Source organism: Rhizobium mesoamericanum STM3625 (assembly GCF_000312665.1).
GTDB lineage: Bacteria > Pseudomonadota > Alphaproteobacteria > Rhizobiales > Rhizobiaceae > Rhizobium > Rhizobium mesoamericanum.
On the sequence record NZ_HF536773.1, the window covers coordinates 1,263,635 to 1,276,812 of the forward strand.

At 58.9% G+C, this 13,178-nt stretch carries 12 protein-coding genes; 2 read left to right on the forward strand and 10 right to left on the reverse strand.

Annotation, left to right across the window (positions count from 1 at the left end):
• Nucleotides 1-21: 21 nt before the first annotated feature.
• Nucleotides 22-981: a helix-turn-helix domain-containing protein gene (locus BN77_RS26150; RefSeq protein ID WP_007537823.1), complete on the reverse strand. Its 960-nt coding sequence runs from the start codon at nucleotides 979-981 to the stop codon at nucleotides 22-24.
• A gap of 286 nt (nucleotides 982-1,267) precedes the next feature.
• Between BN77_RS26150 and BN77_RS26155 the strand changes: the two genes are divergently transcribed.
• Nucleotides 1,268-2,341, forward strand: a complete 1,074-nt coding sequence (locus BN77_RS26155; protein WP_007537825.1) for an ROK family transcriptional regulator — start codon at nucleotides 1,268-1,270, stop codon at nucleotides 2,339-2,341.
• Nucleotides 2,342-2,364: 23 nt separating this feature from the next.
• Here BN77_RS26155 and BN77_RS26160 read toward each other — a convergent pair whose 3' ends face one another.
• The 5 genes from BN77_RS26160 to BN77_RS26180 form a co-directional block, all read right to left on the reverse strand.
• Nucleotides 2,365-3,606, reverse strand: a complete 1,242-nt coding sequence (locus BN77_RS26160) for an ROK family transcriptional regulator (RefSeq protein ID WP_051177257.1) — start codon at nucleotides 3,604-3,606, stop codon at nucleotides 2,365-2,367.
• A gap of 86 nt (nucleotides 3,607-3,692) precedes the next feature.
• Nucleotides 3,693-6,716: an alpha-mannosidase gene (locus BN77_RS26165; RefSeq protein ID WP_007537831.1), complete on the reverse strand. Its 3,024-nt coding sequence runs from the start codon at nucleotides 6,714-6,716 to the stop codon at nucleotides 3,693-3,695.
• A gap of 29 nt (nucleotides 6,717-6,745) precedes the next feature.
• Entirely contained in the window at nucleotides 6,746-7,588 is an 843-nt protein-coding gene (locus BN77_RS26170) for a carbohydrate ABC transporter permease (protein WP_007537833.1), read from the reverse strand.
• Nucleotides 7,585-8,463: a carbohydrate ABC transporter permease gene (locus BN77_RS26175; RefSeq protein WP_007537836.1), complete on the reverse strand. Its 879-nt coding sequence runs from the start codon at nucleotides 8,461-8,463 to the stop codon at nucleotides 7,585-7,587. Before BN77_RS26175 ends, BN77_RS26170 begins: the two co-directional genes overlap by 4 nt.
• Before the next feature lie 125 nt (nucleotides 8,464-8,588).
• Nucleotides 8,589-9,890: an extracellular solute-binding protein gene (locus BN77_RS26180; RefSeq protein ID WP_007537838.1), complete on the reverse strand. Its 1,302-nt coding sequence runs from the start codon at nucleotides 9,888-9,890 to the stop codon at nucleotides 8,589-8,591.
• 347 nt (nucleotides 9,891-10,237) lie between these two features.
• Here BN77_RS26180 and BN77_RS26185 point away from each other — a divergent pair, with 347 nt between their 5' ends.
• Nucleotides 10,238-10,663, forward strand: coding sequence for a GNAT family N-acetyltransferase (locus tag BN77_RS26185; protein WP_157224517.1), 426 nt, complete (start codon nucleotides 10,238-10,240; stop codon nucleotides 10,661-10,663).
• Nucleotides 10,664-10,707: 44 nt separating this feature from the next.
• Here the strand turns inward: BN77_RS26185 and BN77_RS26190 are convergent, their stop codons facing one another.
• The 4 genes from BN77_RS26190 to BN77_RS26205 form a co-directional block, all read right to left on the reverse strand.
• On the reverse strand, nucleotides 10,708-10,959 hold the full coding sequence (locus BN77_RS26190) for a hypothetical protein (RefSeq protein WP_007537843.1): 252 nt from the start codon (nucleotides 10,957-10,959) through the stop codon (nucleotides 10,708-10,710).
• A gap of 121 nt (nucleotides 10,960-11,080) precedes the next feature.
• Nucleotides 11,081-11,767, reverse strand: coding sequence for a TfuA-like protein (locus BN77_RS26195; protein WP_007537845.1), 687 nt, complete (start codon nucleotides 11,765-11,767; stop codon nucleotides 11,081-11,083).
• Nucleotides 11,764-12,912 (reverse strand): YcaO-like family protein, encoded by a 1,149-nt coding sequence (locus BN77_RS26200; RefSeq protein WP_051177259.1) that lies wholly within the window; start codon nucleotides 12,910-12,912, stop codon nucleotides 11,764-11,766. The genes BN77_RS26195 and BN77_RS26200 overlap by 4 nt, the downstream gene beginning before the upstream one ends.
• Before the next feature lie 35 nt (nucleotides 12,913-12,947).
• Nucleotides 12,948-13,166 carry a hypothetical protein gene (locus BN77_RS26205; protein WP_007537849.1) on the reverse strand — a complete coding sequence of 73 codons (219 nt, stop codon included), beginning with the start codon at nucleotides 13,164-13,166 and terminating at the stop codon, nucleotides 12,948-12,950.
• Nucleotides 13,167-13,178 lie beyond the last annotated feature (12 nt).

The following is a 13,178-nucleotide window of genomic DNA, read 5'->3' on the forward strand; positions in this document are numbered from 1 at the left end:
GACAGGGCGGCACCAAAGCAATCAATGCAGATTAAGCCGCTTCATCTTCCTGTGCAGCGTTGCACGGCTCATGCCGAGCGCAACGGCAGCCTGAGACACATTTCCCATTGAGCGGGAGAGCGCTCGCACCAAAGCTGCCCGTTCTGCCTCGATCAGATCCTCGTCTGCAGCAACGCTCTGCTCCTGAAGGGCATCGGCAGCGGGCAGCCCCGCCGAAATGCGTCGATCGTCAAGCTGCAAGGCCAGTCGCGCAGCGCGAGTAGCGCCAATGACGAGGTCGTGTCGGTCGACGGCGAGCAGTGCCGCAGTCGGGTTGTTTGCGGCAGGAACCATAACGAAGCGAGCTCCAGCAAAGGCACTTCTGAAAAGATTGATTTCGATACGCAGGGCCGCATCACGGACCATCTGGCCGAGGATTCCCAACGTGATCTCGTTTATCTCGTCGCGACACGTCGAGATGTCAAGCGCGGCGGCCAACTGGCCGCGATGATCCCTGATCGGCGCCGTTGTGCAGCTCAGATTGATGTTTGAACTGAAGAAATGCTGATCCCGCAGGATGGTGACAGAACGCTCGTCGGCGATGGCAGTCCCGATGCCGTTGGTGCCAATGCTCGCTTCGGTCCAAACGGAACCGGTCCACAGGCCAAGTTCATGAAAATGCCGGTCATCACCCGCCAGACCCCGGCGTTCGAGCGCCACGCCATTGTGATCGGTGAGTATGAGGCAACAGCCGCTCTTGCCCACTGTCGCAAACAAGCGATCCAGTTCGGCCGACGCGTCGGCAATCAGTTTCTCGGAGTCCTCCCGAGATCTCTTCAGCTCCTGCTCGGAAAGGCGAAACGGCGCACGCATCTGCTCCGGGGCAAGTCTGTGCATGGCAATACACCGCCGCCAGGACGCAACGATGGATGAGTTTGCAACAGCAGCATCCCTTTGAGTGCACGTGTAGACGTGCTCCGCATGCGCAGCGAGTTCACGCATTGGCTCCTCCAACCAATTGTACGAGCAATTTGGCGTAAAGGCGTCACTTTGGCAATTCTGGGCTCGGCAACGGGGGAGGTCATGGCGAATATTGCCGTCCACCAACTGTCGCACTATTGCGACACACAGCCGATCAATCACCCGATACGACCGGCTGTGTGCCGTCGGCGCCGAATTTCAGGCTCCGGCAGCCGGTCCTTGCTGCAGCCGAAAAATTCGGCGATAGGTTTATCGGTTGCGCGTCATTTATCGCCAGCGCAGCAGCAGGATATGGGATACCGCTTGCTTGAAAACACTTCGACGCCATTCGATCTCAGGCGTAGCCAGGCAGCGCTCCCGAAACGGCGATCGTCCCGGCATCAGTCCCGTCGACATCGCCGAGCACAATTCCCGAACGACGCTGAGGCTGCTTCGGCGCCGCGGCCCGCTCACGCGTCAAGAGCTTTCTAGGGAGCTTGGCCTGACGGAACCGGCCATTACGGGAATTGTCCGCCGCCTTGCGCTGGCCGGTCTCGTTTGCGAGAGAAAGCGTTCCACAACAGCACACTACACCGCCGCAGAATTCGGATTGCGTGGCGAAGCGCGCTACTCTCTCGGTTTGCGGATCAGCAAGCTGGATGGCGAGATCATCTTGATGGATCTCGCGGGTGAGATCGTCCGCCGGCAAACCTTCACAACGCCCAATGATTTCGTAAACGCAGTTGCCGACCTTCGCGGAGCGTTCGGTGAGAGCAAGCTTGTCGGGTGCGGTGTCGCAACATCGCCCGACGCCTTTATGGATCGCCAGCAGATAGAAACCGTCTTGGCCGCAGACAGCGAGGTTCTTTTCTTCCTCGATGACACCGAGGCTGCAATCGAAGCCGAGCGCACCATGGGTATCGGAGATCCGGAAGGCGGAATGGTCTTGATCCTCACCGACTGCTCGGTTCGCGCAGGCCTCCTGATAGGCGGCAGGGTGTTCCGGGGAATCCATGGCCGCGCCGGGCAAATCGGCGACATGCGCTCGGGTGTTGACGGAGCTAGTCTGAACGATGTTGCAACGTTGCCATCCCTGGAAGCTGCCTCAGCCGACAAAGAACGCTGGGTCGCGACCGCTGCACGCCATCTGCACGAGGCGGTGCTTGCCGTGTCAGGCTTTATAGCGCCGGGTGCCATCCTCCTCGGCGGCTCCCTGCCCGATACCGTCCTCGATGAGGTGATCGAGTGCATGTCGCGCGAACGCGACGCCAAGATCCGCGACCTTGTTATTGCGCCATGGATCCAACAGATCAGACGCGCGACGTTTCCCTGGGCTGGCGTCGCGCTCGGTGCCGCCTTGCGCCCCATGGACGCGATAGCACTCCCGGATATACGAGCATAAACGACGGCGACAGTCACCCCATGCTACGCAGGCATCAAATCGGATGTCGGGGCAGGATGACCGCCAAGCGGGTTGCGGACCCGTTGCGCAGGCTCCGCCGAGGGAAGCCCAAGCCCATGGGCCAGCGCAATTGCAGCGGCGCCAAGTGCTGCGGCATCTTCGGACCCTGCTGCCCTGTGCAGCGACGGCGCCTGTGCTCCGAGGCGGCTGACTTCCTCGTGCACATAGACGAGGAGTTCGTCGATCAATCGAACCGGAAAACGACCCCCTATGAGTACGCCTTCGGGGTCGACGATCATGCCTATGTTGACCACCGCTTGCGCGATCTTGACGCTCACCTTGCGCAACCACGCACTGACGAGATTGCGGCCGATCTCATCGAGCTCCAGGAGATCGGAGGGTGTCATCGCCTTGACCCCGTTTCGCTGTAGATAGTCGAGCAGAATAAAGAGTGAAAACATCTCGCCCAGCGGTTGCGTCGTGCCAGCATGGGGCCCCTCATCGAAGACAACAGGCAGCCAGCCGATTTCTCCTCCGATACCACTGGCCCCCTTGTGGCGCACACCGTCGATCACCAGGCTGCCGCCGAGACAGGCATTCGCCAAAATATAGAAGAAACTGTCGATTTCCGTCCCAAGACCATATTCAATCTCACCGAGCGCGGCAGCGTTGGCGTCGTTGTCGATAAAGACCGGGTGATCGGAAAGCGACTCCAACGCGCTGCGCACGTCATAACCGTTCCAACGCCTATATTCGGCAGGAAACCCGATGACCGGCACCTCGCCGAGCCAATCTGGGATGGCGAGCCCAATGCCTGCGAGCCGGCTCTCCTGAATGATCCTGCGACGACGAAAGAACGAAAGCGCCTCTCCCACGAGGGCAACGAAGTCGTCGGGCAACAGAAATCGGCGCTCATGGTGGATACGACCCCGTACAGTGCCGACGGCGTCCACAGCAACGATCGTAAGATGGTCGCGATCGATATTCGCTCCGATGGAGAAAACGCCATCGGGATCGATTTCCAGTTCAATGGCCGGCTGCCCCCTCAACCCGTGTCGACGCCGTGCCTCCATAACAAGGCCCTCATCGAGCAGACGCTCGACGATCCGCGTCACAGCCTGTTTGGTGAGCCTCGACTGCTCGGCCAGTTCCGTGCGTGAGATCGGTCCGCCACGATGGATGGCGGAAAGGATCATGGCCCGGTTCGCGGCCGCAGCCTGCTCCGTGTTCGAGCCCGATACCAACACCCTCAATCCCTTCCGCATCGCCAAAGCATGTCTCAAGCAACACTACGTGAATGGATGCAATAGAAAAAGGAGCCAGTAGTGGTTCCTTCACTTGGTTCAATGAGTCACGCCTTCGAAATCCACCAGCTTTTAACCTCGAAGGGATAAAGCCCTGTAACCGGCGTGTCGGACATTGGCTCCTCCAGAATGCTGACTGTTCCCCGGTTGCGCCAGTTGGACGGGAGCGTCAGCTCGAATGCTCCGCGACGGCCTGCCGGTTCGTAAACGCGCACGATCAGACCGTGACCTTCCTCCGCAGGCTTGACGACCGAAAGCGCGGCATCGATCCCCGTTGCGCCAAGCGGTTGCCAGCTGCCGAGTGCGCGCCCCCTCGCAGGCACCGCCAGAAGCGGCTGATTAAGGTCTTCGGCCTCTTCCCGCACACCGCCCTCGTACCACGTCCCTTCGTGGGGCATCAGCGCATAGCTGAACGTCTGCAATCCTTCGTCGGCAAGCGGATCCGGATAGATCGGCGAACGCAGGAGAGAAAGGCCAAGCACGTTGCCGCGCACGCTATGTCCATATTTCGCATCGTTTAGAATGGCGACGCCGAATCCCGGCTCGGACAAGTCAGCAAATCGATGCGCGGGCGCCTCGAACATTGCCGCGTCCCAGGAGGTGTTCGAATGGGTCGGCCGCTCGACCACACCATAAGCGCATTCGAAGGTTGCCCGCGCGTTGCGTACCGCCACGCTCGTCTCCGTGCGCAGGAAGGTTCGGCGATCATGCCAGTCAAGTTCGGTTTCAATATCGAGGCGCCGGGAATTGGCGCCAAGCGACAGCACTTGCGTGATGCGCGAATGCCGCCACGTTCTAACGATTCTGATCGCCGCCCGGTGCGGGCCGTTTTCTATCACCTCGAGGCTGTCGAGCGCAGTGATCTCTTCACCGCGCGCGGCGTAGTCCTCCTCGATGTCCCAGGCATCCCAATTGCGCGGTTTGTCTACGGGGTAGACGAAGAGGCGATTGCCGCCTCCTTCCAGGGCTTCTCGACCGCTCGCCTTGTGAACGATGCTTGCGATTGAACCATTTTTTGCCAAGCTGACTTTGAGAATGGCGTTTTCGAGATGGTTACGGCTGACTGATAGGCCGGGCGCGGGCAGCAGCGCCTCAGGGCCGACCACAGCAATCCCGAGGGGCGCGATCATGGTTTCGGAGGAAACAGTTCGTCCCCCCGGAAGCATCAGCCCCAGCGGGCGTGCTGACAAAGATGGGTTGACAACGAGGACGTTGTCGCCGGGCCCAGGGGACAACTGCGCAGCGATTGCTTCCATAGCACTGGTCTGTGCCGCTTTCGCTTCGGCAATTACGGTTTCAAGCTCGTTGGCGGCATCGACGTAGACTTCCGCGATAGATGAACCTGGCAGAATGTCATGGAATTCATTCTTCAAGACGACGCGCCACTGTGGCTCCATAGACTTCGCTCTTTCGCCACCCAGCAGACACGCAAGACCAAACAGTGTTTCAGCAGTAATGAGACTACGCTCGGCCTTACGGTGCAGTCGCTTTACGACGCTTTGGCTCGTCAGTGTGGCGCGGTGCAGCTCGAGGTAGATCTCGCCGCGCCATACTGCCAGATCCTTCCGCGTTGCGGCCTCGTGCGCTTCGTTGAAGAAGTCGTGCACCTTTGTCCACCTCGCCTTTGGCAAGGTCGGAAACACCCTGAGCTGCTTCTCGCGGACGATCATCTCAGGTGTCACGCCGCCACCCCCGTCACCATAGCCTACCGCAAGCAGGGTGGTGTGGTGCTTGTCCTTGTCCCTGAAGTTTCGCCAGGTCGGCACGAAGCAGTCCGGTCTCACGAAGCCGTTATACCCATGCATTGGGTTGTCGAACGTATGGGACAGCACGCGGCTCCCGTCGAGGCCCTCCCACCAGAAGAGATCGGAAGGAAATTTATTCGTCTCCGACCAGTTTACCTTGATCGTGAAGAAACTGTTCATGCCGCCCTGGCGCAACAACTGCGGAAGGGCGCCGGAGAAGCCGAAGCAATCCGGCAGCCAGCAGACGCTGTGGCGAACGCCGAACGTCTTCTCGAAATAGCGCTGTCCGTAGAGGATCTGACGGCTGAGGCTTTCACCAGTGGGCATGTTCGTGTCGGGCTCGACCCACATGCCGCCGATTGTTTCCCACTGTCCTTCGCGGGCGCGCTCGACGATCCGCTCGAGAAGCGGCGGGTCGTCCTCGGCGATTTGCGCATAGTAGTGAGCAGTCGACTGGTTGAAGCGAAAATCGGACGACTGTTCCATGAGGGACAGCGCCGTGTGGAACGTCCGGCGCATCTTCCGCCTCGTTTCGCCATAGGGCCAGAGCCAGGCCAGATCGATATGCGCATGACCGGTCAGGGCGATCTCGCCCTGCGGCGGGAAACGTTCCCTCAATGTCTTAAGTCGCGTAAGCAGCGTCTCGTAAGCGGAAACGACGCTCGCCCGCTCGGCCTGATTGAGCCCTTCCGGCGAGGCTTCCAGCGGCGGGAGGCGCCAGATTTTTTGCTGCATCGGCGATGAGGCTGTGCGCGCCACATAGGCTGCGCTTGCAGACGGCCACTCCAACCCGCGCATGGAATCCTCAGCGAGATCGAGGAGGTGCGCAACAACCTCATGCTGCTCAAGAATATCGACCGCCTCACAGATCTGACGCAGAAGTAGCCAAAGATCGTTGACTGCCGTATCCAGCCAGATCAGCGCTGCGCATTCCAGCTTCGGGCCGCGGACCGGCTCCCCGAACGGCAAGCGTGCCACCGTTTCCGATGCGATCTTGACCTTCCGCGAAGGCAGGAGGAATTCGCGGTGATAAGGATCGAGGCCAAGCCTCCTTTCGTTTCCCGCTTCGTCGGTGACGGTGATCAGACTTTCCCCGCCGAGATCGAGAAGAAGACGCGCATCCTCCAACGGCCAGCGATCGGGCACTTTAGCGGTCGCTGCAAAATGAACGGTTCCGTCGCTGCGCGACCAAGGCGCACCAATGGCAATCGGCTCGCCGTCGAACGTCCAGCTGTCGATTTGAACGGTTTCACGCGAGCGCCAGTATTCGAGTTCCGCGCTGCGGACACGGATGCGTTCAAGGCGTTGAGGCAGCGTAAGCGTCATTATGATATCCTGCGATTTTGAACCAAAACTCAGCCCTTGACGGCACCTGCCGTCATCGCGCCGAGGATGAACCGTTGAAGGCAAAGGAATGCCACGATCGCCGGTACGACCGATACGAGGCAGGCAGCGGCGAGGAGTTGAATAGAAGAATCGTTCTGTGTCCCCGCGTATTGAAAGATGCCGACACCGATCGGCATCAGAGATTCCTTGCTGATAAGCAAAAAGGGAATGAGGAACTGCGACCAACCCGCAATCACGGTAATGATGAAGGCAGACGCAATACCCGGTGTCGACAACGGCAGGATGATCCGCCAGAAGACCGCGAAATGGCTGCATCCGTCGATAAGTGCTGCCTCATCGAGGCTGCGCGGAATGCCATCGACGAAGCCCTTAAGGATCCAGGTCACCATCGGGGCGGCAAGCGCGATATAGACCATGGCGGCGCCGAAGCGGCTGTCGGTTAGTCCGATGGCCGCCATGTAGCGATAGAGCGGCACCATGATGACGAGCGGTGAGATCATCTGGAAGGCGAGGAGGACCATCATCCATGGACCTTTCCCACGAAACGGAAAACGCGAAAACGCGTAGGCTGCTGGCAGTGCCACTGCCAAGCAGCCGATCGCGCTTGAAGCGGACAGGACCAACGCATTCCAGAGGTACCCGGAAAACTTGTCGGAGGATAGGATTGCCATGAAGTTATCGAGCGTCGGTGCCTTTGGGATGAACCGGCTGACACCGAGAAACACTTCCTTGCGTGTCCTTAGCGCCAATGAAAGAAGCCAGAGCAATGGCCAAGCAAAGAACAGGAACGTGGCAGCCAGAAACATATAACTGAAGACGTCGCCTAGCCGATCTTCCCTTGACGTTCTCATGCCGGCTCCCCTCGCGGAAGGAAGCGCGCATATACTAGCGCTAGGCTGAGGCTGATGACGAGCATCAGGATTGATAACACAGCGCCGGCCGCAAGATCGTAGTTTCGGAACACCACGTTGAAGGTGTAGAGCGAAAGCACTTCCGTTGCCCGTCCAGGCCCGCCACCGGTCAGCGAGATGATGGCATCGAAGGTATTCAGCGTCTGGATCGTGATCAGGATCATGTTGACAAGGATCGCAGTGCGCAGTTGCGGCAGGGTGATGTAGAACATTCGTTGCCGCGCATTCGCGCCGTCCATCTCGGCCGCCTCGTAGAGTTCGGGATCGATCACCTTGATGGCGGCATACATGACGACCATCGAGAACGCGGTCCCGCGCCAGACGTTGGAGATCACAACCGACCACATCACCATGCCGGGATCGGAAAGCCACTGTACAGGCGCAGCCCCCACCATTCGCAACAGGCTGTTCAGGCCACCGAAAGGCGCCTCGTTAAACAACATCTTCCAGATAATGCCACCGGCAATGCCGGGAACGACCCAAGCGACGAGCGCTGTGGTGCGCACGATTGTTGATCCAAAAAGGCCACGGTTCTCGCTGCGCACGATGACCTGGGCGATGAAGAAGCCGAGAACCTGTTGCGCGACGACGCTGGACGCGGTGAACACGAAAGTGACCCAGACAATCTGGCCAAGCTCAGGTCTTGACAGTGTACGGACGATTGTTTGCAGCGTGTATTGCTCGTGCGTGCCGACGAGCGAAATATCGGTGAACGCAAAGCGAAACACCTCGATTAACGGATAGAGATAGAAGACGCCCAGCACCAGGATGAGGGGGACGAGCCAGGGCAGGGGCGATGGATTGCGCCGGTGCATGGTACTTATGCCAAGGCTTTGGAGATGCTCAGCCGCAATACTAGCATTCATCTTCGGTCAGTCCTGGTCCATTGTCCTTAGGGCCGGCAGCGCGGAGGAGGGACTGCGCGCCGCCGATCGATCGCTCAGCTCCGCTTGAAGGCGCTGAGCGACGCACTGAAGGCTTCGTCTACGGCTGCCTCGGTCGCCTGTGTGCCGGTCAAGACTTTGCCCATCATGATCTGAATCTGGTTGGAGATCTCGGGATAGACCGGCGCCCACGGCCTTGCCTGACCAACCTTGAGCGCGGCAGCGAATGTCTTGTTCGCATCGCTCGAAAACACCTCGTACTTATCATAGAGGTCAGCACGTGTGGGAAGCTGCTCCTGCAGCGCATTGGCCGGTCCCATGTAAACCTCGCGTGCGAGATCGGCGCAGACCTTGACCTTAGCGGCATCCTTGCTGAAGGCGGCAACGGTCCAGCCACCAGTGCCGGTAGAGCGCTGATCAGCCGTTGGTCCTGGGAGCGGCGAGAAGCTCCACTTCGCGAATTCGTCCGGATCAAGCGCCGTCCTCAGCTGGGCATACTGCCAGTTGCCGCCAACAAAGAGCGCTGTTGTGCCGGCTGCCGCAGCCGCATTGAAGTCATCGTAATTGCCGATTGTTGCCACACGCTTCGGTGCTGCCCCGGACTCCACAAGGTCGCGGTAGTAATTGACAGCCTTGATGAACTTCTCGCGGTTTTCGCCCTCGCCGAAGATTGGCTTACCTTCATCATCGACCAATTTCCCGCCCTGCGCCCAGAAATTCGCGAGCCAGTCGAAGGTCGTTCCCTCATAGCGGCTGCCGTTGAACAGGACACCTTCCATACCTTGTTCGACAGACGACAATGCCGCCTTCTTCAGGTCGTCCCATGTCTTGGGAGCGTCCGGAACGATATCCTTGTTGCGATAGAGGACACGCAGATCCGTCGACCACCACCACGCGTAAATGTTGCCATCGGCACCGGTTATTCCGTCGCGGATGAATGGAAAGAGTTGGGCGATCTCGTCCTTGCTGAAGTAGGGTGAGAAGGACTGCAGTACACCGGCTTTCTTAAACAGTGGCAGCACGAAGGAATCGACGGCTGCGCAATCGGGAGCCGAACCCGATTTCGCCTGCTCGAGCATGCGCGCCTGCTCCTGCCCGATGTCACCCGACATCATCTGCAGTTCGATTTGCCAATTGGGACGCTTGGCAATGAAGTCGTTGAATAACTTGGAATAGCCCTGGGCATAAGCCGGTTCGTTGTTGCGCGGGCCATCCGTGGTCATGCGGAAAACCATCTTGTTGGGCGCGTCCGGCCGACCGACGATATCTCCGGTGATGGTGTCTTGAGCGTTGCTGAGCTGCGGCAGCGTGAAAATCGTGCTGGCAGCAAGCGCAAGAGTAATTGCCTTCTTCCTCACCCTGTTTCCTCCCTGATCGGGATCGAAATCTCTCTGCCTCCAACATTGAGCATCTCGGATCCGACAATTAGATTAAGTCACTTTTCTTTGGTGTCAAGGTAGCGTGCAGTATCGCGGCGGGAATGGCACTATGATTTCAACCAACGAGCGTATGCGACATTATCAAAAACGAAAATGCTCGCAATTTCAGTGTCCACCTTCGCGCGTTGCGCGTGTCACGATGAAGTCACGACACGGCCCCTCAAGCCTGTGCTTTAACGTTGCGGGGTAGAGTGAACAGGAAGGCACCACGAAGCGTCTCATGCCTAGTTGTGGTGACAGTGATGTGAATGATCATTTATAGACGCATGACCCGCGACGAGGCGCTTCAGAGCGCTGACATCATCGTTCAGGCCTACGCCAAACCACCCTGGTACGAAGAGTGGTCCATCCAAAACGCCATCTCCCGCATAGACGAACTGACAACAACCCCTATGTGCCTTGCGGTGGCAGCGTTCGACAGAGAAAGGCCCATCGGCTTCGCCTTTGGCTTGCCGCACACGTCTGTGATGGGTCGCGGAATTCACGTAGCGGAGATAGCGATACGTCCACAGCACCAGCGCTCGCGAATTGGTTCTTGCCTATTGAATCGATTGGAGGAGGAGGCGCGCATTATGGGCTACGTGCACGTTTGGCTTGTCTCCCGCAGCGCCGGCGGCGTTGCTGAATACTATAAGAGCAACGACTATCAGCAGTCCGAAAAGCTCTGCGTCTATTCAAAGAAATTGAAATAGGCCGACGCATTGCGCCGGCCTATCCTCGCAGTCCCCTCAGTATATCAATTCAGGCAAGTCGCCCCTTTTGAGGCGAGTACGTCCGTCAAACCCTCATGCGGACCGTCCCCGATCTCACGCAGAACTTCATTCAGCGCCATCCCGAGGTAGTGCATCGCCCCTACGAGGTCGACGTCTTCGGCCGCGTATTTTGCGTAAGCGATCATGCGCGCCAGTGCGACGAGTTCGTCCAAATCGTCAGAAGATCGCTCACTGCTGCCCAAGCCGATCGGTCTGTTTTCCGATGCTGTACTCATTTCCGTTCTCCCTCGAACGGCCGAAAGAATATTCACATACGCGCAAAAGGCCCGTGAAAAACGCGTGACACACGTTATTGTTGCATTTGATATGGGCGCAGACGAAATACAGCTTGACCGATCAAATAAATAGCTTGTTGAAGTGCCATGTACCTTCAGCATGGCGAGAATGATCATTCGCCTTCCGAATGGCCTCGATAAGGGCGAGAGCGTCTGCCCGCTTCTGGTCGACCTCGTTCGATCGAAGCAGGGCGAGCAATTGCGGCTTATCTGCTGCGGGAACATCGACATTTGACACGATTGAGCGCCATGTCCGGGCCTTGAAGAACAAGCTTGCCGCGGCGGTCTCGATCGCAATCCGTAGCCTCCGGGCCAAGGCCTGACGAGCCTCAAGCTCGTCAAGTGTGGCCCTCACATTGACCAGCGGTACAGTCAGCGCCTTGTATCCAAGCTCTCCCGGTCCATGCAGTAATGCCACATCGGAATCGTCGATTGTCGCGCCCGACTCGTACTCGCTGTAGATACGACCAATTCCGACCATGCCGAAAGCCCTGCACTCAACCGCTCGCAACGCGCCCATGCTTGCGGCGCCAAATACGCGGACGCCCTGCGAAAGCGCGTAAAGGATTTCCTTGTGCCATACCGGTACGGTGTATTCGAAACCGCCATCGACGATGCCGATGGCAAGCGCCCCCCTCTCTACGGCAGCTCGAACGTCGCCTTGAATGGCAGGCGGGCAAATCGTCACCTCCTCCCGAAACAAGAGGCCAGCTTCAGGCAGGCTTGGACCAACAAACACGACCTTCATGAAAACAGCGCCTTTGCGATCGCACGTGCGCCAAAGCGCCGTGCGCGCGCGCCCTCGGGATTTTCGAGACTAGGAACGAAGACTTTGACAACATGAAAGGGCAGGTGCGGATCGCTCAGTCTTAAGGCGATCACGGGCGCAATCTCCGCGTCACGCAACGCATTGAGGACGGCCTCGATATGCGCCCTGACGCCGTGCCACTGTGAGGGTACGTTCCTTATTGGAGCGGTCGGTATGGCATCCAGAGCGCGCAGGGTCTCGAAAGGCGCAGGCTTCTGAAACGCCTCCAATGAGAGGTCGTCGCGTGCACCGCTGATATAGGTGATCCTGGATTGGACGGCCTCGGTGATCGCCCGAATGGCAGCCCGTACAGGTGAAAGATGCGCGCCGTTGCCCCCTGTCACTTCGACAAAGCGAATGCTCTCTTTAGGCTTCGCAGGCCCGAGGATTGCGGTAAAGCAGGGGACAGCGATGTCACTCGTCATATCGAACAGGCGCATCACCAGCCCCGCCGCCTCGATCTTTCGAACAAGGTCCTCCACGACCGGGTCGTCGAAGCCTAGCGGATCGAAGCACCGCGCGAACCGATCCTCTTCGCTGCCGATCTGCCAGAGACAATGGGCATCGCGTTCGATACGCTCAAGCACCCCATGCAGGATGGCCTCCTCCTCCGTATTGCCGGAGGCAAGACCATCCGAAGACATCCAGTAGCGGTTGTGTCGCGTCCTGTCCAAGAGCGCCGCCTCGTACGGGACATATATATCCTGGCCCGTCAGGAGTTCCTTGCCGCGCGCCCAGTCAAGCTGCTCGTCCGGCCGGATGTCCTCCTCCCGGTCGCCGATCAGGCAGGAAAGCGTATCGAAAGAAAAGCCTCCGTTCTGCAGAGCCTGAGCCGACGCGCGCAGGATCGGGACGACCGGATTGTTTGCAACGACCCGTTCCAATGCTTCCATGACGGCCGACGCCTTGGCGTCGTCGTCGGTTATCCCCTTGCCCTGGGCGATCGCGACCGATCGCCCATTTGGCACGTAAGCACACCACACCGGTATGCCGATGTTGTCCAAACCCGTATGGCGGGCCACGCGCGTTATGCCGAAATCCGCCAGCAAGGGCGCGGTTCGGGCAAGTGTTTCAGAGGGTGGGATCGTCCGATCGGAATAGGAAGCAAGCTTAACGGTAGTCAGGGGTGCGGCTCGAAGTGACCGGAGAACGCCGCCTTCGCCGTAGAAACCGCAACCGCGAAATCCACCTTCTTAACGACGGTGGCACCCGCTCTGCGCAGGTCCGCGATCTTTGCCAATTCACCGGCTGGCGGAAGTTCCTTGATCGTCCCCGTATCGAGGTCCGCAATCCAAAGCTTGGCGTCCCCTGCAATGCCAATTATAACTGCCCTTGACATGACGTTTCCTTT